This is a genomic window from Pseudoxanthomonas sp. 3HH-4, assembly GCF_006716465.1.
Lineage (GTDB): Bacteria > Pseudomonadota > Gammaproteobacteria > Xanthomonadales > Xanthomonadaceae > Pseudoxanthomonas_A.
Genome location: NZ_VFPB01000001.1, coordinates 495,479 through 520,982 on the forward strand (window position 1 = coordinate 495,479; position 25,504 = coordinate 520,982).

Sequence of the window (25,504 nt, forward strand, 5' to 3'; positions counted from 1 at the left end):
TTCAGCGTTGCGGGAAGAAAGCGCGCGCTTACTTCTTCACTTCCTGCGTATGCCCCTTCAGCGCCTCGGACAAGCCCGGCACGTCATTGGCGCCGGTCGGCACGCTGATGCTCGAGCCGGTGAAGTCCTTGCCGATGGGCTCGGCACGACCCCCCAGGCACTGGGCGAGGAAGCCCTCGGTCACCGCGTTGAACGCCTTGTTGTTCTCCGGCCGGGCGAAGCCGTGGCCTTCGTCGGGGAACAGCACGTAGGTCACCGGGATGTTCTTCGCCGTCATCGCCTTGACGATCTGGTCGCTCTCGTCCTGTTTCACGCGCGGGTCGTTCGCGCCCTGGCCGATCAGCAGCGGCTTCTTGATCTGGTCGGCGCGGGTCAGCGGCGAGCGCTCGGTCAGCCACGCCTTGCCGGCGTCGGTGCGTGGGTCGCCCATGCGCTTGGCCAACTGCTCGAAGAAGCTCGCCCAGTACGGCGGCACCGTGCTGAGCAGGGTGTTGAGGTTGGACGGACCGACGATATCCACGCCGCACGCGAACGCGTCCGGCGTGAAGGTCAGGCCGGCCAGCGTGGCGTAACCGCCATAGCTGCCACCCATGATCGCCACCTGGTCCTGGGTGGTGACGCCCTGCTTGACCGCCCACTGCACGGCGTCGATCAGGTCGTCGTGCATCTTGCCGGCCCATTCGCCGTTGCCGGCGTTGGTAAAGGCCTTGCCGAAGCCGGTGGAACCGCGGAAGTTGACCGACAGCACCGCGTAGCCACGGTTGGCCAGCCACTGGTTGTAGCCGCCGTAGCCATAGGAATCGCGCGCCCACGGGCCGCCGTGGACCAGCAGCACCAGCGGCACCGGCGCGTCGGCCTTGCCATCGTTGTTTGCATCGGCACTACGCGGCAGGGTCAGGTAGCTGACCAGCGTCTTGTTGTCGCGCGAAGCGATCTCCACCGGCCACTGCGGGACCAGCGGCTTGCCTTCGAGCTTCGGCCGCGCGGAAAAGAGCTTGGTCAGCGTGCCGGCGCCGCGGTCGTAACGGTAGTAGACCAGCGGCGCCTCGGCCGCCGAGTACGCGACGATCCAGGTCCTGTCGTCCAGCGTGCGCGTGTTGACGGATACATCGCCGGGGCCGATTGCCTCCAGCTTCTCCAGGTCGGCGCGGATCGACGGATCGACCACCTTCCACTCGTCGCGCAGGTAGTCCACCGACACGGCCTGCACCTTGCCCGTGGCCGGATCCGCCAGCGTGCCGCCGACGTCGGCGCGTGCGTCTTCCAGCACCAGCGTGCGCGTGCCGCTGGCCACGTCGATCGCGAACAGCGCCGCCGTGTTGCGGCCGCGCGAATCGGTGAAGTACAGCGTCTTGCCGTCCAGCGTCAGGCCGCCGGGGCTGGTGGTCAGCACATCCTCGAACGGGATGTCGTCGAACTTCTCCCACGCCCCGTTGGCGCCGCGCCTCAGCACGTCGGCGCCGCCGTCCGGCCGCGAGCGCTGCGCGTACTTGAGGGTGTAGTAGGCGTCGGCGATGTAGCCGGCGATCTGCGCGTCGTTCTTCTCCAGCAGCGTGCGGTTGCCGCTGGCCAGATCGACCTTGTAGATGTCGTGCCACTGCGCGTCGCGGTCGTTCATGCCGACCAGGATCGTGCCGGGGTGTTTCGGGCTGACGCCGGCGACCTGGGCGGTGGTCTTCGGGAAAGGGGTCAAGTCCTTCGCCTGACCGGTCTTCAGGTCCACGGCATACAGATGGAAGTCCTCGTCGCCGCCGCTGTCGCGCAGGTACAGCAGCGTGTCGGGGTGGTAGGACCAGAAGTAGCTGCGGATGCCGCGCGCCTTGTCCTGGGTGACGGCCCTGGCCTGCGACGGGTTGTCGGCCGGGGCGACCCAGACGTTGAGCACGCCATCGACGGCGGCGACCCAGCTCAGGTACTTGCCGTCGGGGCTGATCTGCACGTTGGCGCGTTCGGGATTGCCGAACAGCGCGTCGCGCGCGATCAGTTCGGTACCGGCGATGCGGTCGGCGGCGGACGGTGCCGCCTGCGCTGCAAGCGCAACGGCGACGGTCGAGGCCAACAGCGTGAAACGGAATGCGGCATGACGCATGGGAAGACTCCTGGATGCGAGGAAGGGACAGCGGACAGGACGCCCGCCAGCCGGAGGTGTGACCCGAGTAGACCACACCACTCCTTCGCTCGCCGTGGCCGGAGGTCATGCTGCGCAGCCGCGGTCCATGCCCCGGTAGCCCAGCGCCTCGGTCAGGTGCGGGGTGGCGATGGAGTCGCTGCCTGCGAGATCCGCGATGGTGCGCGCCACCCGCAGGATGCGATGCAGGCTGCGCGCGGACAGCTGCAGGCGCTCGACGGCGCGCTCCAGCAGCGCCTGGTCCCGTGCCGACAGTCGGCAGTGCGCCATGGTGTCGGCTTGACCGAGGCGTGCGTTCGCGCAACCGGCGCGTGCTTGTTGGCGTGCGCGTGCAGCAACGACGCGGGCCTGCACCGAGGCCGTGGATTCGCCGTCCGGTGCATCCGGCCTCAGCTCGTGGGGCGGCAGCCGCGGCACATGGACATGGAGGTCGATGCGATCGAGCAGCGGCCCCGACAATCGGCTGCGATAGCGACGGATGAGGTCCGGGCCACAGCGGCAACGCCCGCTGGGGTCGCCGGCCCAGCCGCATGGGCAGGGATTCATGGCCGCGACCAGTTGGAAACGGGCGGGGAACTCCGCCGTACGCGCCGCTCGCGACACGGTGACGGTGCCGGATTCCAGCGGCTCCCTCAGGACTTCGAGCGCCGCCCGTGACCACTCGGGAAGCTCGTCCATGAAGAGGACGCCATTGTGCGCCAGCGAAATTTCGCCTGGTCGCGGCTGCGCTCCGCCCCCCACCAGTGCGACCGCGCTCGCGGTGTGGTGCGGTGCGCGATACGGGCGCTGGCGCCAACGAGCGGGGTCCAGCCCGCGTCCACTGACCGAGGCGATGGCGGCACTTTCCATGGCCTCGCCATCGCTGGCCACCGGCAGCAGCCCGGGCAGGCGCGAGGCGAGCAGGGTCTTGCCGCAACCAGGTGATCCGATCAGTAGGAGGTGGTGGCCGCCGGCTGCGGCCACTTCGAGCGCGCGGCGGGCGTGGGCCTGTCCGCGAACATCGGTCATGTCCGGGGTGGAACTGGGCAGCGGAGGCGGTGCCGTTGCAGCGGGCAGTACCTTGCGGCCTTCGAGCAGGGCACAGACCTCCAGCAGCGTGCGACCGGTGCATGCGCGTCCTTGTTGCGCGAGCGCGGCTTCGGCGCCGCTGGGCTCGGGCACGACGAGGGTTCGACCCGTCGCAGCCACGGCAAGCGCTGCCGGCAGCACGCCGTCTACCGCGCGCAGTTCACCGGTCAGGCTCAACTCACCGAGGAATTCGTATTCCGCCAGCGATTCGCGGCGGATCTGCCCGCTGGCGGCCAGGATGCCGAGTGCGATGGGCAGGTCGAAGCGGCCGCCGTCCTTGGGGAGGTCCGCCGGCGCCAGGTTCACCGTGATCCGGCGCGTCGGGAATTCGAACTGCGCGCACAGGATCGCGGCGCGCACGCGGTCGCGCGCCTCGCGCACGGCGGCTTCAGGCAGGCCGACGATCTGCGTGGACGGCAGGCCGCCGGACAGGTGGACTTCCACGCGCACGGGCGGCGCGGACACGCCCGCCCGCGCCCGGCTGTTCACCAGGGCCAAACTCATGGCGGCGGGATCAGGACTGGGCGGGCTTGTCGGCCAGCTGGGTTTCCAGCGCGGCCACGGTGCGTTCCAGCGTTTCGAGTTTCTCGCGCGTGCGCAGCAGCACGGCCTGCTGCACGTCGAATTCTTCGCGCGTGACGAGGTCCAGCTTCGCCAGCCCCGCCTGCAGCGCGGACTTGAAGGTCTGCTGCAGCTCTTCCTGCGAATCGCGCAGGCCGGGCGGCACCAGCTGGCTGAGGCGGCGGGCGAGGTCGTCGATGTGGTTGAGGTCGATCATGTCTGTTCTCCGGCAGTGCACCGAGCTTGTGGGCGATGCCGGTGGCCTGCCATCGGCGTTCGCTGCGCAGCGTTGTCGGAAAAGTCCGGCGACGAGGCCGCCATTGAACCGCGACATGACCGGTTGCCGCAACCGCATGCCGCCGCGCCGCGCTATCCTGCGTGCAGCATCCACGGGAGCAAGCTGCATGAAAATGGTCATGGCCATCATCAAGCCGTTCAAGCTGGACGACGTGCGCGAGGCGCTGGCGGAAACCGGCATCGCCGGCATCACGGTCACGGAAGTGAAAGGATTCGGCCGCCAGAAGGGGCACACCGAGCTCTACCGGGGCGCGGAGTACGTGGTCGATTTCCTGCCAAAGGTGAAGCTGGAGGTCGCCGTGACCGATGAGCAAGCCGAACAGGTGGTGGAAGCCATCGTGAAGGCGGCCGGCACCGGCAAGATCGGCGACGGCAAAGTGTTCGTCTACGACCTGGAGCGCGTAGTGCGGATCCGCACGGGCGAACTCGACGCCGATGCACTCTAGGGGACGGCTGCGATGACCACGGATGTCTTCGAAATGCGTCTGCAGCGGGCGCTTGCGATGCTGGAGTCCAAGAAGCTCGGCAGGAGCACCTACGCGCCGCCCTTGTTCCGGCTGATGTGGAAGATGGGCCTGAAGCTGCCGCCCCCGCACATGGCCGGTTTCGCCATCAACGCGACGCTGATGGGTGGGTTCTTCGGCGTGTTCTGGGGCCTCTTCATGTGGCTGCTGATGTGGAGCAGGCAAGGCATGCCCGTGTTGGTCGGCGCCGCCACGGCGCTGGTGGCGGGCCTGCTGTTCGGCCTCACCATGGCCTGGTACCTGCGGCATCAGGCGCGCAAGCACGGGATTCCTCACTGGCGCGAGTTTGAGGCCTGAGCACGACATGAAAAAGCCCCGCATCGCGGGGCTTTTTCATTGCTGCACGGGCGGAGGCTTACTCCCCCAGCGCCTTCGCCACGAACGGTGGCGCCACCAGCACGCCCGTGTGCAGGTGCGCGGTGTAGTACAGCGTATCGAACGACTTGGCCGACGCATCCGCCTGGCGGAAGTCGAAACCGAAGCCTGCCTGCTTGCTGGCCAAGGTCACGCTCCACCAGCCGGTCGGATAGCACGGCTGCGGGAACGGCAGCGTCTTGAACGACTGGAAGCCGGCCTTGCCCATCTCGGCGCGCATGTCCTTGATCAGGTCCAGCAGCGCCAGCGGCGATTCGGACTGCTGCACCAGCAGGCCGTCCGGCTTGAGCGCGCGGAAGCAGCTCTCGAAGAATGCCTTGTTGAACAGGCCTTCGGCCGGGCCCACCGGGTCGGTCGAGTCGACGATGACCACGTCGACGCTGCCGGGCTCGCAGTTGGCCATGTAGGCCACGCCGTCGTCGAACAGCAGCTCGGCGCGCGGGTCGTTGTTCGATTCGCACAGTTCGGGGAAGTACTTCTCCGCCATGCGCGTGACCTGCTCGTCGATGTCGCACTGCGTGGCCTTCTCCACGCCCGGGTGCTTCAGCACTTGGCGCAGCGTGCCGCAGTCGCCGCCACCGATGATCACCACGCGCTTGGGCGCGGCGTGGGTGAACAGCACCGGGTGGCTGATCATCTCGTGGTAGAAGAAGTTGTCGCGCGTGGTCAGCATCATCGCGCCGTCGATCACCATCAACTTGCCCCAGTCGGTGCTGTCGTAGATCTCGATCTTCTGGAACGGCGACTGCACTTCGTCCAGCTTGCCGGTGGTGCGGAACCCGATCGCGGAGCCGGTGTGCGAGAAGTGTTCGATGAACCAGGTGTCGTTGGCGGTCATGGGGTGGTGTCCTTCGAGCGGAAAGCGGAGGTTGTTCCCTTCTCCCTCCGGGAGAAGGTGGCGCGAAGCGCCGGATGCGGGTGCGGCGAAGGCAGCGGCGTCCGAACCATCATGGATCCGCCGTACCCTCACCCCAACCCCTCTCCCGAGGGGAGAGGGGCTTGAGCGCGGCGCGCATTGTAACGGACCCATGTGACCGCAGCCTGTAGAATGCGCGGCCGCCTACCACACCTTGGAAAACGCCATGTCCTGGTCCACCGACCACGCCCGCAAGACCTACTCCGTCCCGCACTGGGCCGAGGGGTATTTCGACGTGGACGCCGCCGGCCGCATCGTGGTGTCGCCCAAGGGTGCGCAGGGTCCGCTGATCCCGCTGCCCGAGGTGGTCGATGCCGCACGCGCGCAGGGCGCGCAGCTGCCGCTGCTGGTGCGCTTTCCTGACATCCTTGGCGACCGCCTCGGCAAGCTGCAGGCCGCGTTCGCGCAGGCGCAGGCCGACTGGGACTACAAGGGCGGCTACACGGCGGTCTATCCGATCAAGGTCAACCAGCATCGCGGCGTCGCCGGCACGCTGGCCTCACATGCCGGTGAAGGTTTTGGCCTGGAGGCCGGCAGCAAGCCCGAGCTGATGGCGGTGCTGGCGCTGTCGCGCCCGGGCGGCCTGATCGTCTGCAATGGTTACAAGGATCGTGAGTACATCCGCCTGGCGCTGATCGGCCGCAAGCTTGGGCTACAGACCTTCATCGTCATCGAGAAGCCTTCCGAACTGACGCTGGTCATCGAGGAGTCGCGCGCGCTGGGCGTGAAGCCCGGCCTGGGCGTACGCATGCGCCTGGCCACGCTGGGCGCCGGCAAGTGGCAGAACAGTGGCGGCGACAAGGCCAAGTTCGGCCTGTCGCCGCGCCAGGTGCTGGACCTGTGGAAGCAGCTGCGCGAGGCCGGTCTGCAGGACACGCTGAACCTGCTGCACTTCCACATGGGGTCGCAGATCTCCAACGTGCGCGACATCGCCAATGGCATGCGCGAAGCGACCCGCTATTTCATCGAGCTGTCCAAGCTGGGTGCGACGATCAGCCATGTCGATGTCGGTGGTGGCCTGGGCATCGACTACGAGGGCACGCGTTCGCGCAGCTACTGCTCCATCAACTACGGCATCAGCCAGTACGCCAACAACATCGTGCAGCCACTGGCCGAGGCTTGCGAGCAGAACGGACTCACTCCGCCGCGCATCGTCACCGAGTGTGGCCGCGCGATGACCGCGCATCACGCGGTGCTGGTGGTGAACGTGTCGGAAGTCGAACAGGCGCCGGAAGGCCGTGTGCCGCCGGCGCACGACGACGAGCCGGCGGTGATCCGCCACCTGCGCGAGATCCATGGCGAACTCGATACACGTCCAGCGGTGGAGCTCTTCCACGAAGCGCAGCACCACCACAGCGAAGGCCTGTCGTTGTACGCGCTGGGCCAGATCGACCTGGTGCACCGTGCGCGCATCGACGATCTGTTTTACGCCATCGCGCATGCGGTGCGCGCGCGTTTGAGCAGCGACGAGCGCAGCCACCGCGACCTGCTGGATGAGTTGAACGAGCGCCTGGTCGACAAGTACTTCGTCAACTTCAGCGTGTTCGAATCGATTCCCGACGTGTGGGCGATCGACCAGGTGTTCCCGATCGTGCCGATCGACCGCCTGGATGAAGCCCCGCAGCGCCGCGGCGTGATCGCCGACATGACCTGCGACTCCGACGGCATGATCGATACGTATGTGGAGAACGAGGGGCTGGATTCCTCGCTGCCGCTGCATGCGCTGAAGCCCGGCGAGAGCTACCGGCTGGGCATCTTCCTGGTCGGCGCCTACCAGGAAATCCTCGGCGACATCCACAACCTGTTCGGCGACACCGATGCGGTGGAAGTCAGCGCCGACGCCGGCACCGGCTACCTGCTCACCCAGCAGCGTCGTGGCGATACCACCGACGTGATGCTCGACTATGTGGGCTACCAGCTCGCCGATCTGCGCGCGGTGTATCGCCAGCGCGTGGACGAGGCCGGCCTGCCGGCCGACGAGTCGAAGCGGCTGGCCGAGGCGCTGGAAGCGGGACTTACCGGCTACACCTATCTGTCGGACGAACCGCTGGCGTAGCGTGCGACACGCGTACGGCCGCGCGATGCCCGATCCCACATGACGTGCGCATGGCGCACGCTACGCAAGCGCGTTCGCGCCTAGATGCCGGTCTGGTCCTGCCGGAGCAGAGCGAGCTGCAGCTCCACGCGCTTGAGCTCGCGCAGCATGCGGTTCGCCTCCATGTGGCTGCCCAGGAACGACTTCATGATCATCGTGAACTGGAACAGCACGATCGCCAGCACGCCCCATTGCACGGCTGCCAAGGCTTCGGTGGCATGCCAGCTGCGCCACAGCGAAACGCCGAAGCCCGCGAAGGCAACGATGCCGCAGAGGTAAGCCACCCACACCACCCAGCCCAGCGAGCCGCGGAACAGCCCGAACGCCTGCGAGAAATAGCCGGGTTCGCCGTGTCGCGCCAACAGATCGCGATCCTCGGCCGAGAGTGTCTGCTTGATCAGGTCATCAGTCTTGTTCATCGGAACCTCCTTCCAGTCGCGCGCGGATCTTGCGCCGCGCATGCATCAGCCGGGTCTTGACCGTTCCCGGTGGCACGTCGAGCGCCACGGAGATCTCCGCCACGCTCAGGTCTTCCAGGTAGAACAGCGACAGCGCCGCGCGCTGGGGCGCGGGCAGGGCCTGCATTTCCGCCCTGACGATGGCCAACTCCGACGCGCGTTCGCCTGCCGCGTCCTGTTCGCCCGGCATCACCGCCTCAAGCTCGACCTCGACGAGGTGGCTGCGCTCGAACTGCCGTCCTCGGATCGCGCGTGCGCACCGGCGGGTGACGATGCGGAAGGCCCAGGCCGGGAACGCCGCCACATCGTCCAACCGGCGGAGTCCGCGCAGGATCTCGACCCAGGCTTCCTGGGCCATGTCGCGCGCGAGGTCCGGATGACCGGTCAGGCGCCACGCGTGGCGCAGCAGGCGCGGCTGCCAGCGCGCGACCAGACGGTCCCACGCGGCACGGTCACCCGTCCGGGCGGCCGCGGCGAGGTACTCGTCCAGTATCCGTTCCGTGTCCCGCTGCACGCGCCTGCCCCTGTCTCCGTCTATCGGGAATCAAGGTGCCGGATTGAAGGAAAACGGTTCAATCCGGGGCGGAGAAGGAACAATGCGACCGGTGCCCGCGGGCAGCCTAGGTGCCGCGATGTACCTGGAAACCCGCCACCGACTGCGTCACCGGCATGATCTCCAGCCGGTTGATGTTGAGGTGTGGCGGCAGCGTGGCGACGTAGAAGATGGTCTCGGCGATGTCGTCGGCCGTCATCGGGGAGGCACCGGTGTAGAGCTTGTCCGACGCCTGCTGGTCGCCATGCGTGCGCACCAGGGTGAATTCGGTTTCGGCCATGCCGGGTTCGATGGTGGTCACGCGCACCCCGGTGCCGTGCAGGTCGCTGCGCAGGCCCAGCGAGAACTGGCTGACGAACGCCTTGCTGCCGCCGTACGCGTTGCCGCCGGGGTACGGATACACGCCGGCAACGGAACTGATGTTGATGATGGCGCCCTTGCGTTCGACCAGCATCGGCAGCAAGCGATGGGTCAGCGTGACCAGCGCGGTGATGTTGGTGTCGATCATCGTGCGCCAGTCGGACAGCAGCGCGCTTTGCGCGGGCGCGGTGCCCTGTGCAAGACCGGCGTTGTTGACCAGCAGGTCGATGTCGCGGAACCCCGCAGGCAATGCAGCCAGCGCGGCGTCCATCGCCGCCTCGTCGCGGATGTCGAACACCGCGGCATGCACCTTGTCGGCACCCATCTCATCCACCAGCGCCTGCAGGCGCTCGGCACGGCGGCCCGTGGCGATCACGCGCCAGCCGGCAGCGGCGAAGCGGCGGACGGCGGCGGCACCGAAGCCGGAGGTGGCGCCGGTGATGAGGGCGGTGCGGGTCATGGGGATTCCTTGGGGGAGGGGAAAACGGGTCGCGGTCAGCGGCGCGCATACCAGAGAGCGCCCAGCCAGGTGCCGAGCGCGGCGGCGACCACGGACAGCGTCGCGCTGAGTGCGTTAGTGCGCAGCAGGAAACCAAGGGGGTAGGACATGTCCGAGGCCGCACCGGCGATGCCGGCCAGCACCGACAGCGTCGCGATCCACACCGCCAGCGTCAGGCCGACGGCGACGATCAGGAAACGATGGCCTGCCAGCGCGCCACCCAGCCCCATGCAGAGGGCGGTCACGACATAGCTGACCGGCGCCAGGAATCCCCAACGTGTCTGCACCACCTCCTGCCAGTGGGCGGGCAGGACAAGGCCGACCAACCACGAGGCGGCAAGCAGCGACCCCATCGCCGCGGCCGTCGCCACGATCAGGCGCTGCAGCGTCGGCCGCGTGGCGCTCACTGGGCCTTCACCGCCATCGCAGGCAACCCGCCGCTGGCGAGTTTCTGCTTCGCCTCGGCGAGTTCGCTCGCCGTGCCATACGGCCCCATGCGCACGCGATAGACGGTCTTGCCGTTGATCTGTGCCGACTCCACGCGGGCGCTCAGGCCCAGCATGGCGATCTTGGCCTTGGTGGCCTCGGCATCGCCCGATGCGCCGAACGCGCCGGCCTGCAGGATGTAGCGCGCGCCGGTGTCTGCGCTGGCTACGGTGGCGGCAGGCTTGGGGGCGGGAGGGGCGTCTGCGGGGCGCGGTGTCTCGGCGGGGCGGGCAGGCGCGCTCTCGTTGATCGGCGTGGGCTGAGCCGCTGCGGTGGCAGCGGGCGTGGCGGCGACGGGCGTTGTGGCCTGCCCGTTGAGGGCGGCGCGCGCCTTGCGTGCCTCCTCCTCGCGCGCGCTGGCGGCCAGTTCCGCGTCGGACATCTGCACTTCCTTGCCGGGAAGCAGGGTGTAGAAGTCGTACTGGGTTTCCTTCGCGGCGGCATCGTCCGTCGTCGCGGCGGCGGCCGGTGCCTCGTTGCTGGGCGCGTCGGGCACCACGGCTTCCACATCGGCACTGTCGACAGGTGCGGGTTGCGCGTCAGGGTTGGGCGTGGGACGGAAGAAACCGTCGCCGTCCTTCTTGCCCAGCCCCGGCACCACGAAATACACCGCCAGGCCGATCAGCAGCCCGAGGATCAGCCAGACCCACGCGGGCGTGGCCTGACTGGAATTGCGTGTGGCCTGACTCTTGCCGCGCCTCGCTGCCATCTACTGCTCTCCGCTCACATCTTTTCGGGCGCACTCACGCCCAACAGGTCCAGTCCATTGGCCAGCGCCTGGCGTACCGCCAGTGCCAGCGCCAGCCGCGCATCACGTGCCTGCGCATCGTCGGTAAGCACGGGCGTGCCGGCGTACCACGTATGGAAAGCATAGGCCAACTCGCGCAGGTATTGCGCGACCGCATGGGGTTCGAGCGATTCGCCGACAGCTTCCACCACCTCGGGATAGCGGGACAGTTCCACCATGAGCTGTAGCGACGTGTCGTCGTCCAGGCGCGCCAGGTTCGCCAGTCCGTTCGCCTGGTCGTAGGCGTAACCCTTCTCGCCCGCCTGGCGCAGCAGGCTGCACACGCGCGCATGTGCGTACTGCACGTAGAACACCGGGTTGTCGTTGCTCTGTTGGCGCGCCAGATCGATGTCGAATGTCAGTTGAGAATCCGGCTTGCGCGCGATCAGGAACCAGCGAGTGGCATCGGCGCTGGTCTCCTCGATCAGGTCGCGCAGGGTGAAGTAGCTGCCGGCACGCTTGGACAGTTTCACTTCCTCGCCACCGCGCATCACCGTGACCATCTGGTGCAGCACGTACTCGGGATATCCGGCAGGAATGCCTTCGCCAAGGGCCTGCAGGCCAGCTTTCACGCGCGCCAGCGAGCCGTGGTGGTCGGCGCCCAGCTCGGTGATGGCGCGCTCATAGCCTCGCTGCCACTTGCTGAGGTGGTAAGCCACGTCCGGCACGAAGTAGGTGTACGTGCCGTCGGACTTGCGCATCACGCGATCCTTGTCGTCGCCGAAGTCGGTGGACTTCAGCCACAGCGCGCCGCCTTCCTCGTACGTGTGGCCGGAGGCGATCAGCTTGCTCACGGTCTCTTCCACCTTCCGGTCCGAGTACAGCGAGCTTTCCAGGAAGTAGCGGTCGAACGACACACCGAACGCGGCCAGGTCCAGGTTCTGCTCGCGCCGCAGATAGGCCACGGCGAAGCGGCGGATGGCGTCGAGGTCCTGAGGATCCTTCTCGCCGGTGACGACGTGGCCTTCCACCTCGACCGAATCGCCGTCGAGGTAGGCCTGTGCCACGTCGGCGATGTAGTCGCCGCGATAGCCGTCTTCCGGCCAGCCTTCGCTGTCCGGGGTCAGTCCGAGGGCGCGTGCCTGCGTGGACTTGGCTAGGTTGTCGATCTGCACGCCGGCGTCGTTGTAGTAGAACTCGCGTTTTGCGTTCCAGCCGTTGGCGGCCAGCACACGGGCGATGCAGTCGCCGATCGCACCCGCGCGACCATGGCCGACATGCAGTGGTCCGGTCGGGTTGGCCGATACGTACTCCACGCCCACCGTGCGGCCGCCGCCGCTGTCGTTGCGACCGTAGGCGGCGCCCTGCGCCAGCACGGTGGCCACTTCGCGCTGATAGGCGCCGGGGCTCAGGTGGAAGTTGATGAAGCCGGGGCCGGCGATCTCGACCTTCACGACGTCGTCGCTCGCCGGCAGCGCTGCCACCAGGGCGGTGGCGATGGCGCGCGGGTTGCTGCGCGCGGCCTTGGCCAGCTGCATGGCGGCGTTGGTGGCGAAATCGCCGTGCTCGCGCGTCTTCGGGCGTTCGACCACGAAGTCGGGCGTGGCGGCATCGGCGGGCAGGGTGCCGGCGGAGCGCAGGGCGTCGATGCCCTGGGCGATCAAGGCGCGAAGGGAAGCTTTCACGGAGAACCGTCTTGGTGCGTGGGAACCGCCTATTCTAGGTTTTCCGGCCCATTACGTGGGATCGGCGTGGTTCAGCGAAGGTGATCCTCAGACCCATCCGCGTGCCGCCATCGACTGGGGTGGCCCGTCGCCAATCACGAAGTGGTCCAGCAGCCGGACATCCACCAGTGCCAGCGGCTGTTTCAGGCGCTGGGTCACGGCGCGATCGGCGGCCGAGGGTTCTGCACTGCCCGAGGGATGGTTGTGGCCGACGATCAGGGCGGTTGCGTTCAGTGCCAGTGCGCGACGGGCCACTTCGCGCGGATGGACCTCGGCGCTGTCCACCGAGCCCTGGAACAGCTCCTCGAACGCCAGTACGCGATGCCGTGTATCGAGGAACAGGGCCGCGAACACCTCGTGCTGGCGGCCACGCAAGCGCTGGGCGAAGTAGCGCCCGGCGGCCTCCGGATCGCCGATGGCGTCGCCCCGCTCAAGGGCGGCGTGAAGCAGGCGCGTGCCCAGTTCCAGTGCCGCCGCCAGGGCACAGGCGCGGGCGGGTCCCAGGCCCGGCAGCGCCATCAGTTCGGCAGGTGGACGCTCCAGCAGGGCGCGCAGTGGGCCATGAGTGGTGAGCAGTTCGCGCGCGGTGGCGACGGCGTCGCGTCCGCGCAGGCCGGAGCCCAGGAAGATGGCGAGCACCTCGGCGTCGCTGAGGCTTGCGGGGCCGCGGGCGAGCAGCTTCTCGCGGGGGCGTTCGTCGTGGGGCCAGTCGCGGATGTGCATGGCGACAGGATCGGCCGGAGGACGCCGGGCGTGCATCGGGTGATGAGGGGCGTTCGGGTAAGCTAATCGCCTGTATGGACGTAGGAACGGGCTGACGTGAGCGGATCGGACAAGACACGTGATCTGGCGGGACAGCGTGTCCTGGTGTGCGTGGGCGGCGGGATCGCCGCCTACAAGGCGCTGGAACTCGTGCGCCGACTGCGCGATGCCGGGGCCGAGGTGCAGGTCGCGATGACGGCGGGTGCGCAGCAGTTCGTGACGCCGCTGAGCTTCCAGGCGTTGTCCGGCCAACCGACCCGCACCACGCTGTGGGATGGCGCGGCCGAGCAGGCGATGGGTCACATCGAGCTGGCCCGCTGGGCCGATCGCGTCGTCATCGCACCGGCTACGGCCGACCTGATGGCGCGCCTGGCACATGGGCTGGCCGACGATCTGGTGGCCACGCTGTGCCTGGCCACCACCGCGCCGATCCTGATCGCGCCGGCGATGAACCACCGCATGTGGCAGCACCCCGCGACCCGGGCCAATCTGGCCACGCTGCGCGAACGCGGCATACAGGTGGTCGGGCCGAACGACGGTCCGCTGGCCGAGGGCGAGTCCGGTCCGGGCCGGCTGGCCGAGCCGGAAGAGATCGTCGCTGCGCTGTCCGGCGCCACCCTTCGCGCCGCCACGGTGCCGCAGGATCTTGCCGGGCTCAACGTGGTGGTCAGCGCTGGCCCCACCTACGAAGACCTGGATCCCGTGCGCTACCTGGGCAACCGCAGCAGCGGCAAGATGGGCTTCGCGGTCGCTGCCAGCGCTGCGCGCCGTGGCGCCAGCGTCACCCTGATCGCCGGGCCTGTGCAGTTGGCCACGCCGACAGGCGTCGCGCGCGTGGACGTGCGTTCGGCCGCGCAGATGCACCGGGCGGTGTTCGCTGCCTTGCCGGCCGACATCTACATCGGTGCCGCTGCCGTGGCCGACTACACGCCGCGCGAGCCGGCCGCCAACAAGATCAAGAAGTCCAGCGAGTCGCTGGCGCTGGACCTGGTGCGTACGCCCGACATCCTGGCCGAGGTCGCCGCGCAGACGCAGGCGCTGAAGCTGGTGGTCGGCTTTGCCGCCGAGACCAACAACGTGGCCGAGTACGCGCGCAGGAAGCTGGAAGCCAAGCGGCTGGACATGATCGTGGCCAACCGGGTTGGCATCGCCGATGGCGGTTTCGAGAGCGACCAGAATGCAATGACGGCCTACTGGAAGGATGGCGAGCGCAGCTTCGCTTCCGCGCCGAAGACGCAGCTGGCCGATGAACTGATCGACCTGATCGTGGAGCGACTGAACGCATGAGTGCACCCCGGGCCGTGGAAGTGAAGCTGCTGGACCCGCGCTTCGGCGACGAATGGCCGCTGCCGGCCTACGCCACCGAGGCCAGCGCCGGCATGGACCTGCGTGCGGCACTGGACGCACCCCTGGTGCTCGAGCCTGGCGACGCGGCGCTGGTGCCCAGCGGCATCGCCCTGCACCTGGGCGACCCGCAGCTGTGCGCGGTGGTGCTGCCGCGCTCCGGCCTGGGCCATCGCCACGGCATCGTGCTGGGCAACGGCACCGGCCTGATCGATGCGGATTACCAGGGCCCGCTGCTGATCAGCGTGTGGAACCGGGGGCATGAGACCTTCACCATCCAGCCCGGCGACCGCATCGCCCAGGTCATGGTGCTGCCGGTCGTGCGCGTGCACCTGCAAGTGGTGGATACTTTCGCTGACAGCGCACGGGGGACGGGTGGTTTCGGCCACACCGGCGTGCGGTGACAGGGGACAACGCAATGAATACGACGAACGAGAGCCGCAAGCGGATTCCCGTGGGCGACCTGCGCGGCGCGCTGCCGAAGCTGGCGGTGCTGCTGGCATTGCTCGCAGCACTGCTGGCCTGGAGTGGTGTCCGCCAATGGCGCGAAGCGCGCCTGCTGGAAGACGTCGGACAGGCCCGTGATCGCGCGGTCGAGGCCGTTCAGGCCAGTCATGCGGCGCAGATCCGCCAGTTCGAACAGCGTCTGGCATCCGCGCCGGTCAAGGCGGCGCTGGCCGCCAACGATACCGCCGCCGCCGTGGCTGCCCTGAAGGAGGGTTGGGCGGGCGTGGAGCAGGTCGAGATCCTGGATGGCGCATTGCAGGCGGCCTATGACGATGCTGCGGTGTTCGGTTTCAGCAAGCTGGCGCTGCTGGAGGACGGCATGCAGGGCGACGGCATCGCCACCCGCGTGGTGAAGGATGGCAAGCAGATCGCGTTCGGCATGGCGGCGCCCGCGCCGCAGGGCGTGGTCTATGTCCGCCTGCCGCTGACGCAACTGACCCAGGCCTTCGATGGCGTGGTGTTGGCCAAAGGTGGCTATCTTGCGCTGCGCCAGGGGAACTATTCCGTCAAGCAGCGCGGCAACAGCGGGCTGCAAGATGGCGCGGAGCGCATGGCGCGTGCGGTGGGCAAGACGGGCCTGCGCGTGGCGACGGCGGTGCCCGTCAGCGAGCCCGGGCCGCTGGGGCTGGGTGCCCTTCCGGCGATGATCGTGGCGGCGCTGCTCGCAGGCCTCGCGGTCGTGTCGGTGCTGGTCGCTCGCGGCGGGATGCGCCTGGGTGGTTTTGGCAAGAAAGGAGTGGAGATGAGCGATACGGATGAGCCCACACTGGGTGAAGCGCTGATGCGCGACCCTCTGCCCGCCGCTGGAAATCGCGCGGCGGCCCCATCCTCCGAACAGGATGACTACCGGAAGGCGGACTCGGCGACAGTCGAGGTGGATGCGGGCATCTTCCGCGCGTACGACATCCGCGGCATCGTCGGGCAGTCCCTCAGCATCGAGGTCGCCGAACTGATCGGCCTGGCCATCGGCTCGGTGATGCGCGACGAGGACCTGACCGACATCGTGGTGGGCCGCGACGGCCGCCTCTCCGGCCCGGACCTGGTCGGAGGGCTGATCGAAGGCCTGCGCAAGGCGGGGCGCAATGTCATCGACATCGGCCTGGCGCCCACGCCGGTGGCTTATTTCGCGGCCTACCACCTGCGTACCGGCAGCAGCGTGGCCGTCACCGGCAGCCACAATCCGCCGGACTACAACGGGTTCAAGATCGTCGTCGGCGGGCAGACGTTGTCAGGTGACGCCATCACCGACCTGTACGAACGCATCCGCGACAACCGCCTGTTCGTGGCCAACGCGCGGGGGGACCTGCAGCAGCGCGATGTTTCGGCCGACTACATACAGCGCATCGCCGACGACGTGCAGCTGGAGCGTCCGCTGAAAGTCGTGGTGGACGCCGGCAATGGCGTGGCCGGCGACATCGCCCCGCAGCTGCTTGAAGCCATCGGCGCAGAAGTCATCCCGCTGTACTGCGACGTGGACGGTACCTTCCCCAACCACCATCCAGACCCCAGCGAGCCGCACAACCTGGAAGACCTCATCCAGACCGTGAAGCGTTTCGACGCGGACATCGGCCTGGCGTTCGACGGTGACGGCGACCGCCTGGGCGTGGTGACCAAGGAAGGCGCCATCATCTTCCCGGACCGCCTGCTGATGCTGTTCGCCGCCGATGTGCTCGAACGCAATCCGGGCGCACTGATCATCTTCGACGTGAAGTGCACCGGAAAGCTGCAAGGCTGGGTGCTGCGCCACGGCGGCACGCCGATGATGTGGAAGACCGGCCATTCGCTGATCAAGGCCAAGATGCGCGAAACCGGCGCCGAGCTGGCCGGCGAGATGAGCGGCCACTTCTTCTTCCAGGAACGCTGGTACGGCTTCGACGACGGGCTGTATTCCGCCGCGCGCCTGCTGGAGATCCTGGCCAACCGTGCCGAAACGCCGTCGGAAGTGCTGGCCGAGTTGCCCGATGGTGTGTCCACGCCGGAGATCAAGGTGGCGGTGCACGAAGGCACGCCGCACGCCATTGTCGAGCGCTTCGTCGATGGCGCAGAGTTCGAGGGCGCGCGCCTGTCCACCATCGATGGCCTGCGCGCCGACTGGGACGATGGCTGGGGCCTGGTGCGTGCGTCCAACACCACGCCGATCCTGGTGCTGCGGTTCGAGGCGGACAACCGCGAGGCGCTCGAGCGGATCAAGACCGAATTCCGTACCCGCCTGCAGGCGCTTGCACCGGAACTGACGATGACGTTCTGACGCCTGCCGCGCTTCGGAGCGGCATGACCACGGCGCCGGGCTTGTCCCGGCGTCGTCGTTCCAGAGGGGCTTCCGGAAAGGCTTTGCCGGATCAGTTGCGCGCTGGTGGCATGGCCGGGGTAGCCGCTTCTTCAGCGGCCTCGGCCGTGATGCCCTTCATGTTGCGGTAGCGCTGCAGGATATCGGCGATCTCGACGTCCAGCTGCGCGCGCTGGGCCTCGAAGCTCTGCTGCAGGCGACGGGTGCGCAGCAGCTCGGCATGGCGCTGGTGGATGGTGGCCGACATGTCCGCACGGATCGGACGTCCGGCCAGCTCTTGATCGCCCGCTGTCTGCAGCAGGCTGACAAGGCCCTCGCGCAGGCTGACCGCGTTGTAACGCGCAGTGCGCACGTTGTTGTCGACGATCGCGGTGCGTTCGTTGAAGACGCGCCGCAACTCGTCCTCGCTGCGGTAGGACATCAGCATGGCGGCATCGGTGCGGCGCCGCATTTCCGAGGCGGCGTCGTCGATCATCTTCTGCTGGGCCGTGATGGCCGCCTGGGCGCGTTCCTCTTCGCTCATTGCCCGGGCGACGCCACCGGTGCGCAGTCCGCTGGTCGCGCTGATCTCGTCGCGGGCCGCGTTGACCACATCGGCCGGCAGCGCATCACTGCAGACGCGCTGGCCCTTCTCTTCCCAGCAGAAGAGTTTCTTGTTGGCGGTGGGTGCCGCCGGCTTGTTCTTGCCCTGCGCGAGCACGGTGGGTGCCAGCGCCAGCAGTACGGCCGACAGGGCCAAGGAAGTTCGGACGGTCATGGCAGCCCCCTGCTGCTTCAGTCCTGGGTCGCGCTGCCGTAGCGGGCCCGGTAGGCCAGCAGGTCGTCGCGATGGCGGACAAGTTCGGCGCTTTCGCCAGCAAATGCAAGCAGGTCGTGCAGGCTGGCCACGGCCACCACCGGCACGCCGGTTTCCTCGGCGACGGATTGCGCCGCCGAACGGCGCGGAGCGGTTGCGCCGGGTTCGCCCAGCACTTCCTGGCGGTCCAGCGCCACCACGATGCCGGCCGGCGTGCCGCCGCCGGCGCGGATCAGGCCCAACGCCTCGCGGATGGCCGTGCCGGCGGTGATCACGTCGTCGACGATCAGCACGCGGCGGTCTTCCAGCGGCGCGCCGATCAGCAGGCCGCCCTCGCCGTGGTCCTTGGCTTCCTTGCGGTTGAACGCCACCGGCAGGTCGCGGCCGCGGCGGGCGAACTCGCACGCGACCGCGGTCGCCAGCGGAATGCCCTTGTAGGCCGGGCCGAACAGCAGGTCGAACGACAGGCCGGCCTCTTCGACCGCATCCGCGTAGCAGGCGGCCAGCCCGGCCAGGCGCGCGCCGCTGTCGAAGCGGCCGGCATTGAAGAAGTACGGGCTCTGCCGGCCCGATTTCAGGGTGAACTGGCCGAAGCGCAGGGCCTGCGCGTGCAGCGCGAGCTGGAGGAAGCGGGAGCGGTGATCGGACATGGGCGAGCCGAGGGCTGAACAGGTGAGGTGACAGGATAACCGCCACGCCGCCGCTGCCGCGCGACGGATGCGCCGGTTCGGGTACGCTTGCCCGGTTTCCGACGAACGACGTATCCATGCGCATCATCAGCTTCAACGCCAACGGCCTGCGCTCGGCGGCCACCAAGGGCTTCTTCGACTGGTTCACCACGCAGAACGCCGACGTGCTGTGCGTGCAGGAGACCAAGGCCCAGGAACACCAGCTGGCCGGACCGGAATTCCTGCCGGCCGGGTACAAGGCCTGGTTCCGCGACGCGACCACCAAGAAGGGCTACAGCGGCGTGGCGATCTACGCCCGACGCGAGCCGGACGAGGTCCGCACCGCGCTGGGCTGGCCGGACTTCGACGAAGAGGGCCGCTACATTGAGGCGCGCTTCGGCGACCTGAGCGTGGTGTCGTTCTATATCCCGTCCGGCTCGTCCGGCGACGAACGCCAGGGTTTCAAGTTCAAGGTCATGGATTGGCTGGCGCCCACGCTGGACGAGTGGCGCCGCAGTGGCCGCCACTACGTGCTGTGCGGCGACTGGAACATCGTGCGCAGCCGGCTGGACATCAAGAACTGGACCAGCAACCAGAAGAACTCCGGCTGCCTGCCGCCCGAGCGCGACTGGTTGAACGGGATGTGCGTGGACGACGGCGGCTGGGTCGATGCCTATCGCGTACTGCACCCGGAAGGTCAGGACTACACCTGGTGGAGCAACCGCGGCGCCGCGCGCGCCAACAACGTGGGGTGGCGGATCGACTACCAGTTCGTCACGCCGTCGCTGCGTGACCGCCTGAAGGCCTGTTCGATCTACCGTGAGCAGCGTTTCTCCGACCATGCGCCCTTCACGGTGGACTACACCTGATGACGACAACGGCGAGCGAACGTCCCGGCAAGCCCTCGGTCTGGCGTGCCTTCGCGCAGCCCTCGGCGTGGACGATGTTCTTCTTCGGCTTTGCCTCGGGCATGCCGTTCCTGCTGGTCGGTTTGACGTTGGCCTATTGGCTGACCGAAAACGGCCTTGAACTGAAAAACATCACCCTGATCGCCAGCGCTGGTCTGACCTATTCGCTGAAGTTCCTGTGGGCCCCGCTGGTGGATCGCTGGCGGTTGCCGCTGCTGGGGCGGCTCGGGCAACGGCGCGGCTGGCTGCTGCTGGCGCTCATCGTCGTCGCCATCGGCCTGCTGCTGATGGCGCAACTGACTCCGGGTCGGCTGGGGCCGTTCGTATGGATCACCCTGATGACGGCGTTCGCCGGTGCGACGCTGGATATTGCCGTCGACGCTTACCGCATCGAGATCGCACCGCAGGAATCCCAAGGCGCATTGCTGGCAACCTATTCGCTCGGCTATCGGATCGCGCTGATCATCACCGGCATGCTGGCGTTGGTGATGGCCGACCACGTAGCGTGGCCGCGGGTCTATCAGGCGATGGCGGCCGTCATGCTGATACCGGTCATCGCGGTGCTGATGTCGCGCGAACCCGAAGTCCTTCGCGTGCAGGTGACGACCTGGAGCGAAGGCTTGTACGTGGGTGTCGTGGAGCCCTTCCTCGATTTCTTCCGACGCTTTGGCGCGGCGCTGGCGCTGGCGCTGTTGGCGTTCATCTTGCTGGCGAAGGTATCCGACCAATCGCTGGGCGGCGGCATCATGGCGCCGTTCTACCTGGGTCAAGGCTTCACCAAGACCGAGATCGGCACGGTGTCCAAGCTATGGGGTGTGTGGATGGGCATCGTCGGCGTCTTCATCGCCGGCATTGCGGTCGCGCGTTGGGGCGTGAAGTGGCCGCTGCTCGCGGGCATTGTGCTTGGTGCAGTCAGTAACTTGCTGTACGTGTGGCTGATAGGCGCTGATGGCGATCTTTGGCGGCTGACACTGGTGATTTCCGGCGAGAACCTCGCTCAGGGCTTCCAGGGCACCACGCTGGTGGCGTTCCTGTCGGCGCTGGTCAACCAGCGCTTCACCGCCACCCAGTACGCGTTGTTCTCGTCGCTGGTGATGCTGCCGGGCAAGCTGCTGGGCGCGGTGTCCGGCGGTATCGTGGAGCAGACGGGGTACGGGGTGTATTTCTGGATAACCGCCCTGGTGGCGATCCCGGCGGTCGGGCTGTTCTTCTGGCTGGCCCCGCGCATCCAGTTCGGCGGCGACCACGAGCCGGCGAGTGGCATCGACCGGTCGGCGGGCGGGGCACCGGACTGAGCGCGTGCGCTAAAGTCCGGCCAAGGGGCATGCAGGGGACGGGGCAATGACCGACATCGTGCTGAAGGACGTGGACCCGATCCTCGCCGAGCGCATCCGGCGCGTCTCGCAGGCACGGGGATGGCCGATCCACGACACCATCTTCAACCTGCTGGAGCAGGGCCTCTTCGTCTGCGAGTCCGAAGTGCGCGGCGGCCTCGACGACCGTGAAGTCAATGCGCTCGCCGATGCGATCAGCGCGCTGAAGGACGTGCCGCCCGGCAAGGGGTTCTAGGCCGGGTACACCACGCCCAGAACGCGGCGGCCGACGGCCCCGGTGACCGCAGGAAGATTGCCTGGCCGGCCGGCCAGCGTTTCGCGCGCCAGCCAGGCAAAGCCCATCGCCTCCACGTAATCCGGATCAAGGCCATGCGCGGCGGTGGATTCCACCACCGCCTGCGGCAAATGGGCGGCCAGCCGCGCCATCAGTACCGCGTTGTGGACGCCGCCACCGCAGACCAGCACACGGCGAGTGAAAGGCTGGGTGATCTGCAGCGCGTCGGCGACGGTGCGGGCAGTCAGCTCCAGCAAGGTGGCCTGTACGTCGGCCTGCGAAGTCGTGGCCTCGCCCATGCGCGCCTGCAGCCAGTCCAGGTGGAACTGTTCGCGTCCTGTGCTCTTCGGTGGCGCCAGCGCAAACCACGGTTCCGCCAGCAGGCGAGCCAGCAGTCCGGCGTCCACGCGTCCGCTCGCGGCGAAGGCGCCGCCTGCGTCGTAGGCGTGCCCGGTGTGGCGTTCGCACCAAGCGTCCATCAGGGCGTTCGCCGGTCCGGTATCGAAGCCGCGCACATCGCCTACCGCTGGCAGCAGGGTGAAGTTGCCGATACCGCCGAGGTTGAGTACTGCCCGATCTTCCTGCGGCGAACCAAGCAGGGCGGCATGGAACGCCGGCATCAGCGGTGCGCCGTGCCCGCCGGCCGCCACGTCCCGCCGGCGGAAGTCGGCCACGGTGTCGATGCCGCTGCGTTCGGCGATGACATTGCCATCCCCGAGTTGCCAGGTGAACGGTGGGTCCGCATGCGGGCGATGGCGGATGGTCTGGCCATGCGAACCGATCGCGCGCACGCGTCCGCGCGGCACGTCGGCCTCGTGCAGCAGCGCCAATGCCGCATCGGCGAATGCCAGTGCGGTGCGGCCCTCTAGTGCGCCCAGCGCATCCAGCGAAACGGCGTCCGCGCCTTGTCCCAGCGCGACGAGCTGCCCTCGCAGCGCACCGTCCCACGCAAAGGTGCGCCCATGTACGAGATCGCAACGCAGCGCATGGCCTTCACCGTCGAAGCGCACGAGGGCGGCATCGATTCCATCGGCGCTGGTGCCGGAAATCAGGCCGAGGTAGAGCTCGGAGACAGCGGCGTCGGAGGCTGGGGGCATACGGGATCGGCACGCAAAGAAAAAGGCGGGACAGTGTCCCGCCTTTTCGGCCATCCCGCCATGCGTGGGCCCGTCAGCCCTTCTTTCCCGGGGTCGGCTTGGCGGACGCGACGGTCGAGCCCTTTGCGGCATCACCAGCCGGGCGGACATCGGCGTAGATGATGTCTTCCACGGTGCGGATACGTGCCAGCGCGTTGGCGGTATACGTGCGGAACGCCGCGAGCTGCGCGCCACCCAGCGGTTCCGGCGGCGGCATCGTCACCGACAGCGGGTTGCGGTGCACGCCGTTGATGCGGAATTCGTAGTGCAGGTGCGGGCCGGTCGACAGCCCGGTGGTGCCGACATAACCGATCACAGTACCCTGTGCGACGCGTTGGCCCTGCTTGATCTTGCCCATCCGGGACATGTGCGCGTACAGCGTGGTGTGACCGCGGCCATGATCAAGGATCACGGTGCGTCCGTAACCGCCCTGCCAGCCGGCGAACTGCACGCGGCCATCGCCGGCGGCCATGATTGGCGTGCCGCTGGAGGCGGCGTAATCCACGCCCTTGTGCATCCGCATCGTGCCCAGCACCGGGTGGCGACGCGCACCGAACTTGGAGCTCATGCGCGCATAGGGGATCGGCATGCGGATGAAGTTCTTCTTCAGCGGCCGGCCGGCGGCGGTGAAGTACTCCGGCTTGCCGCCGGGACGGGTGAAGCGGAAGCCCGAATGCAGCTTGCCGTCCACCGTGAACGTGGCGGCCTGCACCGGGCCGGTGCTGATCAGCTCGCCCTCGCGCCAGGTCTGTTCCACTACCACGCTGAAACGATCGTCCGCGCCCAGGTCGGAATTGAAGTCGATGTCGTACTTGAAGATTTCGTCCGTCAGCGAGTTCACGTTGGCGGAGGTCAGGCCTGCCTTGCGCGCCGAACGGTTCAGCGAGCGCCCGACCTTGCCGCTCAGCACCACCGTTCGGGTGGTCGTCTCGCGGGCGATCACGCGCTCGGTGACCTTGTCCGCGCCCACCAGCAACTCCACGCGGTGGCTGGGGTCGCGGTCGTAGCGCAGCGTGCGCAGCCCGCCATTGACCGGCAGGTCGAAAGCGATCTCAGTGCCCGGTTTCAGTCGGGTGAATGCCTTCTTGGCGTCGGCGTTCTCCAGGAGGCGGTGCAGGGTGGCGGCCGGAATGCCCAATTCCTCGAAGATCGCCCCCATGGTCTGGCCCGGTTTCACCCGGATCACCTGCCAGCTGTCGCCGGCCGTACCGGCCACGCGCGCCGCTGACAATTCGGGCAGATCGAGCAGCAACGTGCTGCGCGGCTCGGATACCGGCGCTTGGATGGCGCTGGAGAAACCCGGCACGATGGTCGCCATCAGCACGCCGATGGTGGTGAACAGGCTGGCATGGATCCAATGGCGGCGCGTCCATCGCCCTTCCGGCAGATGGCGCTTCACCTGATGATGAAGTGCAGTGTCGCGAAGCACCCCCAGGCGCTCCCGGAACTGTTGCTTGCGGCCGTTGCCGCCCCCATGAGTTTGCATCAAGGTTGCATCCCGGGGCCAAGGCAAAGCCCCAATCGGCGTACCATAGACACGCGAAGACTTCGCGTCAAACCATTGAGTCAATTGGCTTTTTTGATAGGTATCACTGTTTACTTTCATTTAACGGTAACTTCACCTCACTGACTTGGCCTTCACGCGGCCACCCCTACTGGAACTGTTCTCCGTGTCCCTTGCAGAAGCTCTTGCCGTGATCGGCCGTGGCGCCGACGAAATCCTCAAGCCCGAAGACCTGGAAGCTCGCCTGAAGCTGGGGCGGCCACTGCGCGTGAAGGCGGGTTTCGACCCCACGGCGCCAGATCTGCACTTGGGCCATACGGTGCTGCTGAACAAGATGCGCCAGTTCCAGGACCTGGGGCATCAGGTGATCTTCCTGATCGGCGACTTCACCGGGATGATCGGCGACCCGTCCGGCAAGAACATCACCCGCAAACCCCTCAGCCGCGAGGATGTGCTCGCCAACGCGCGCACCTACGAAGACCAGGTGTTCAAGGTGCTGGACCGGGAAAAGACCGAGGTCCGCTTCAATTCCGAATGGTTCGGCAAGATGGGGGCGGTGGACATGATCCGCCTCGCCGGCCAGCACACCGTGGCCCGCATGCTCGAGCGTGACGACTTCGCCAAGCGCTACGCCGCCCAGCAGTCCATCGCCATCCATGAATTCCTGTACCCGCTGGTGCAGGGCTATGACTCCGTGGCCCTGCAGGCCGATGTCGAACTCGGGGGCACCGACCAGAAGTTCAACCTGCTGATGGGACGCGGCCTGCAGGAGCATCACGGCCAGGCACCGCAGATCGTGCTGACCATGCCCCTGCTGGAGGGTCTGGATGGCGTCAACAAGATGTCCAAGTCGCTGGGCAACTACATCGGTGTCAGCGAACCGGCCATCGACATCGTCACCAAGACCATGAAGATCGGCGACGACCTGATGTGGCGCTGGATCGAGCTGTTGAGCTTCGAGATCGGCGCGGCGGAAGCGGTGGCCCTGAAGGCGTCCGTCGCAAGCGGCGAACTGAACCCGCGCGACGTGAAATTGCGTCTGGCGCGCGAACTGGCCACGCGGTTCCATGCGGCGGGTGAGGCTGACAACGCCATCGCCGGCTGGCATGCGGTTGTTACCGGCCAGGGCGACACCTCGTTGCTGGAGCTGAAGGATGTGGTGGTGCCTGCGGAGGGCATCCGCATCGCTGCGCTGCTCACGGCGGCCGGCATC

25 protein-coding genes (1 of these 25 only partly in view) are annotated in these 25,504 nt (G+C 67.7%); 10 read left to right on the plus strand and 15 right to left on the minus strand.

Annotated features, from left to right (window positions below; genetic code table 11):
* Positions 1-28 precede the first annotated feature (28 nt).
* The 3 genes from FB548_RS02260 to FB548_RS02270 all read right to left on the minus strand — a co-directional run bounded on the left by FB548_RS02260 (position 29) and on the right by FB548_RS02270 (position 3,974).
* Entirely contained in the window at positions 29-2,089 is a 2,061-nt protein-coding gene (locus FB548_RS02260; RefSeq protein WP_142123140.1) for a S9 family peptidase, read from the minus strand.
* A 105-nt stretch (positions 2,090-2,194) separates the two neighbouring features.
* The gene (locus FB548_RS02265; RefSeq protein ID WP_142123141.1) at positions 2,195-3,700 is read right to left on the minus strand and encodes a YifB family Mg chelatase-like AAA ATPase; all 1,506 of its coding nucleotides are present in this window, start codon (positions 3,698-3,700) and stop codon (positions 2,195-2,197) included.
* A gap of 10 nt (positions 3,701-3,710) precedes the next feature.
* Positions 3,711-3,974, minus strand: coding sequence for an accessory factor UbiK family protein (locus FB548_RS02270; protein ID WP_142123142.1), 264 nt, complete (start codon positions 3,972-3,974; stop codon positions 3,711-3,713).
* Between the two features lie 187 nt (positions 3,975-4,161).
* On the opposite strand from FB548_RS02270, the gene FB548_RS02275 reads away from it, so the two are divergent.
* A complete protein-coding gene (locus tag FB548_RS02275) occupies positions 4,162-4,500 on the plus strand; it encodes a P-II family nitrogen regulator (RefSeq protein ID WP_142123143.1) in 339 nt (112 codons plus the stop codon).
* A 12-nt stretch (positions 4,501-4,512) separates the two neighbouring features.
* Positions 4,513-4,875 carry a DUF6404 family protein gene (locus FB548_RS02280; protein ID WP_142123144.1) on the plus strand — a complete coding sequence of 121 codons (363 nt, stop codon included), beginning with the start codon at positions 4,513-4,515 and terminating at the stop codon, positions 4,873-4,875.
* A 58-nt stretch (positions 4,876-4,933) separates the two neighbouring features.
* Here the strand turns inward: FB548_RS02280 and speE are convergent, their stop codons facing one another.
* A complete protein-coding gene (gene speE / locus FB548_RS02285; RefSeq protein ID WP_142123145.1) occupies positions 4,934-5,791 on the minus strand; it encodes a polyamine aminopropyltransferase in 858 nt (285 codons plus the stop codon).
* Positions 5,792-6,035: 244 nt separating this feature from the next.
* Here speE and speA point away from each other — a divergent pair, with 244 nt between their 5' ends.
* Positions 6,036-7,925, plus strand: a complete 1,890-nt coding sequence (gene speA / locus FB548_RS02290) for an arginine decarboxylase (RefSeq protein ID WP_142123146.1) — start codon at positions 6,036-6,038, stop codon at positions 7,923-7,925.
* 80 nt (positions 7,926-8,005) lie between these two features.
* Here the strand turns inward: speA and FB548_RS02295 are convergent, their stop codons facing one another.
* The 7 genes from FB548_RS02295 to radC all read right to left on the minus strand — a co-directional run bounded on the left by FB548_RS02295 (position 8,006) and on the right by radC (position 13,494).
* Positions 8,006-8,383: a DUF6768 family protein gene (locus FB548_RS02295; RefSeq protein WP_142123147.1), complete on the minus strand. Its 378-nt coding sequence runs from the start codon at positions 8,381-8,383 to the stop codon at positions 8,006-8,008.
* Entirely contained in the window at positions 8,370-8,936 is a 567-nt protein-coding gene (locus FB548_RS02300; RefSeq protein ID WP_142123148.1) for an RNA polymerase sigma factor, read from the minus strand. The genes FB548_RS02295 and FB548_RS02300 overlap by 14 nt, the downstream gene beginning before the upstream one ends.
* A gap of 106 nt (positions 8,937-9,042) precedes the next feature.
* Positions 9,043-9,795: an SDR family NAD(P)-dependent oxidoreductase gene (locus tag FB548_RS02305; protein ID WP_142123149.1), complete on the minus strand. Its 753-nt coding sequence runs from the start codon at positions 9,793-9,795 to the stop codon at positions 9,043-9,045.
* A 35-nt stretch (positions 9,796-9,830) separates the two neighbouring features.
* Positions 9,831-10,241: a hypothetical protein gene (locus tag FB548_RS02310; protein ID WP_142123150.1), complete on the minus strand. Its 411-nt coding sequence runs from the start codon at positions 10,239-10,241 to the stop codon at positions 9,831-9,833.
* Positions 10,238-11,029 carry an SPOR domain-containing protein gene (locus FB548_RS02315; protein WP_142123151.1) on the minus strand — a complete coding sequence of 264 codons (792 nt, stop codon included), beginning with the start codon at positions 11,027-11,029 and terminating at the stop codon, positions 10,238-10,240. Before FB548_RS02315 ends, FB548_RS02310 begins: the two co-directional genes overlap by 4 nt.
* 14 nt (positions 11,030-11,043) lie before the next feature.
* The gene (gene argS, locus FB548_RS02320) at positions 11,044-12,732 is read right to left on the minus strand and encodes an arginine--tRNA ligase (protein WP_142123152.1); all 1,689 of its coding nucleotides are present in this window, start codon (positions 12,730-12,732) and stop codon (positions 11,044-11,046) included.
* Between the two features lie 87 nt (positions 12,733-12,819).
* Entirely contained in the window at positions 12,820-13,494 is a 675-nt protein-coding gene (radC, locus tag FB548_RS02325; RefSeq protein ID WP_142123153.1) for a DNA repair protein RadC, read from the minus strand.
* Between the two features lie 96 nt (positions 13,495-13,590).
* On the opposite strand from radC, the gene coaBC reads away from it, so the two are divergent.
* The 3 genes from coaBC to FB548_RS02340 are packed head-to-tail and all read left to right on the plus strand — an operon-like array spanning position 13,591 to position 17,632.
* Positions 13,591-14,820, plus strand: a complete 1,230-nt coding sequence (gene coaBC, locus FB548_RS02330; protein WP_142123154.1) for a bifunctional phosphopantothenoylcysteine decarboxylase/phosphopantothenate--cysteine ligase CoaBC — start codon at positions 13,591-13,593, stop codon at positions 14,818-14,820.
* Positions 14,817-15,281 (plus strand): dUTP diphosphatase, encoded by a 465-nt coding sequence (gene dut / locus FB548_RS02335; protein WP_142123155.1) that lies wholly within the window; start codon positions 14,817-14,819, stop codon positions 15,279-15,281. The genes coaBC and dut overlap by 4 nt, the downstream gene beginning before the upstream one ends.
* 14 nt (positions 15,282-15,295) lie before the next feature.
* Positions 15,296-17,632 (plus strand): phosphomannomutase/phosphoglucomutase, encoded by a 2,337-nt coding sequence (locus FB548_RS02340; RefSeq protein ID WP_142123156.1) that lies wholly within the window; start codon positions 15,296-15,298, stop codon positions 17,630-17,632.
* 91 nt (positions 17,633-17,723) lie between these two features.
* Here FB548_RS02340 and FB548_RS02345 read toward each other — a convergent pair whose 3' ends face one another.
* On the minus strand, positions 17,724-18,428 hold the full coding sequence (locus FB548_RS02345; protein ID WP_142123157.1) for a hypothetical protein: 705 nt from the start codon (positions 18,426-18,428) through the stop codon (positions 17,724-17,726).
* Between the two features lie 17 nt (positions 18,429-18,445).
* Positions 18,446-19,117: an orotate phosphoribosyltransferase gene (pyrE, locus tag FB548_RS02350; RefSeq protein ID WP_142123158.1), complete on the minus strand. Its 672-nt coding sequence runs from the start codon at positions 19,115-19,117 to the stop codon at positions 18,446-18,448.
* A 116-nt stretch (positions 19,118-19,233) separates the two neighbouring features.
* Here pyrE and FB548_RS02355 point away from each other — a divergent pair, with 116 nt between their 5' ends.
* Genes FB548_RS02355 through FB548_RS02365 form a run of 3 tightly spaced genes read left to right on the plus strand, consistent with a single transcriptional unit; the run spans position 19,234 to position 21,612 of the window.
* On the plus strand, positions 19,234-20,004 hold the full coding sequence (locus tag FB548_RS02355; protein WP_142123159.1) for an exodeoxyribonuclease III: 771 nt from the start codon (positions 19,234-19,236) through the stop codon (positions 20,002-20,004).
* Positions 20,004-21,338 (plus strand): MFS transporter, encoded by a 1,335-nt coding sequence (locus tag FB548_RS02360; protein WP_255470275.1) that lies wholly within the window; start codon positions 20,004-20,006, stop codon positions 21,336-21,338. Before FB548_RS02355 ends, FB548_RS02360 begins: the two co-directional genes overlap by 1 nt.
* A gap of 46 nt (positions 21,339-21,384) precedes the next feature.
* Positions 21,385-21,612 (plus strand): hypothetical protein, encoded by a 228-nt coding sequence (locus FB548_RS02365; RefSeq protein WP_142123160.1) that lies wholly within the window; start codon positions 21,385-21,387, stop codon positions 21,610-21,612.
* Here FB548_RS02365 and FB548_RS02370 read toward each other — a convergent pair.
* Entirely contained in the window at positions 21,609-22,748 is a 1,140-nt protein-coding gene (locus tag FB548_RS02370) for an anhydro-N-acetylmuramic acid kinase (RefSeq protein WP_142123161.1), read from the minus strand. The two genes, FB548_RS02365 and FB548_RS02370, sit on opposite strands and share 4 nt — an antisense overlap.
* 73 nt (positions 22,749-22,821) lie before the next feature.
* A complete protein-coding gene (locus tag FB548_RS02375; protein ID WP_142123162.1) occupies positions 22,822-24,273 on the minus strand; it encodes a peptidoglycan DD-metalloendopeptidase family protein in 1,452 nt (483 codons plus the stop codon).
* Positions 24,274-24,457: 184 nt separating this feature from the next.
* On the opposite strand from FB548_RS02375, the gene tyrS reads away from it, so the two are divergent.
* Positions 24,458-25,504, plus strand: partial view of a tyrosine--tRNA ligase gene (gene tyrS / locus FB548_RS02380; RefSeq protein WP_142123163.1) — the 5' portion only. Its footprint extends 162 nt past the window's final position; only the first 1,047 of its 1,209 coding nucleotides appear in the window; the start codon lies at positions 24,458-24,460; its stop codon lies beyond the right edge, outside the window.

Bases quoted from the DNA above. Each gene is read 5' to 3' on its own strand.
- FB548_RS02260 (WP_142123140.1), bottom strand. From the start codon at position 2,089: ATGCGTCATGCCGCATTCCGTTTCACGCTGTTGGCCTCGACCGTCGCC.
- FB548_RS02265 (WP_142123141.1), bottom strand. From the start codon at position 3,700: ATGAGTTTGGCCCTGGTGAACAGCCGGGCGCGGGCGGGCGTGTCCGCG.
- FB548_RS02270 (WP_142123142.1), bottom strand. From the start codon at position 3,974: ATGATCGACCTCAACCACATCGACGACCTCGCCCGCCGCCTCAGCCAG.
- FB548_RS02275 (WP_142123143.1), top strand. From the start codon at position 4,162: ATGAAAATGGTCATGGCCATCATCAAGCCGTTCAAGCTGGACGACGTG.
- FB548_RS02280 (WP_142123144.1), top strand. From the start codon at position 4,513: ATGACCACGGATGTCTTCGAAATGCGTCTGCAGCGGGCGCTTGCGATG.
- speE (WP_142123145.1), bottom strand. From the start codon at position 5,791: ATGACCGCCAACGACACCTGGTTCATCGAACACTTCTCGCACACCGGC.
- speA (WP_142123146.1), top strand. From the start codon at position 6,036: ATGTCCTGGTCCACCGACCACGCCCGCAAGACCTACTCCGTCCCGCAC.
- FB548_RS02295 (WP_142123147.1), bottom strand. From the start codon at position 8,383: ATGAACAAGACTGATGACCTGATCAAGCAGACACTCTCGGCCGAGGAT.
- FB548_RS02305 (WP_142123149.1), bottom strand. From the start codon at position 9,795: ATGACCCGCACCGCCCTCATCACCGGCGCCACCTCCGGCTTCGGTGCC.
- FB548_RS02315 (WP_142123151.1), bottom strand. From the start codon at position 11,029: ATGGCAGCGAGGCGCGGCAAGAGTCAGGCCACACGCAATTCCAGTCAG.
- radC (WP_142123153.1), bottom strand. From the start codon at position 13,494: ATGCACATCCGCGACTGGCCCCACGACGAACGCCCCCGCGAGAAGCTG.
- dut (WP_142123155.1), top strand. From the start codon at position 14,817: ATGAGTGCACCCCGGGCCGTGGAAGTGAAGCTGCTGGACCCGCGCTTC.
- FB548_RS02340 (WP_142123156.1), top strand. From the start codon at position 15,296: ATGAATACGACGAACGAGAGCCGCAAGCGGATTCCCGTGGGCGACCTG.
- FB548_RS02345 (WP_142123157.1), bottom strand. From the start codon at position 18,428: ATGACCGTCCGAACTTCCTTGGCCCTGTCGGCCGTACTGCTGGCGCTG.
- pyrE (WP_142123158.1), bottom strand. From the start codon at position 19,117: ATGTCCGATCACCGCTCCCGCTTCCTCCAGCTCGCGCTGCACGCGCAG.
- FB548_RS02355 (WP_142123159.1), top strand. From the start codon at position 19,234: ATGCGCATCATCAGCTTCAACGCCAACGGCCTGCGCTCGGCGGCCACC.
- FB548_RS02360 (WP_255470275.1), top strand. From the start codon at position 20,004: ATGACGACAACGGCGAGCGAACGTCCCGGCAAGCCCTCGGTCTGGCGT.
- FB548_RS02365 (WP_142123160.1), top strand. From the start codon at position 21,385: ATGACCGACATCGTGCTGAAGGACGTGGACCCGATCCTCGCCGAGCGC.
- FB548_RS02370 (WP_142123161.1), bottom strand. From the start codon at position 22,748: ATGCCCCCAGCCTCCGACGCCGCTGTCTCCGAGCTCTACCTCGGCCTG.
- FB548_RS02375 (WP_142123162.1), bottom strand. From the start codon at position 24,273: ATGCAAACTCATGGGGGCGGCAACGGCCGCAAGCAACAGTTCCGGGAG.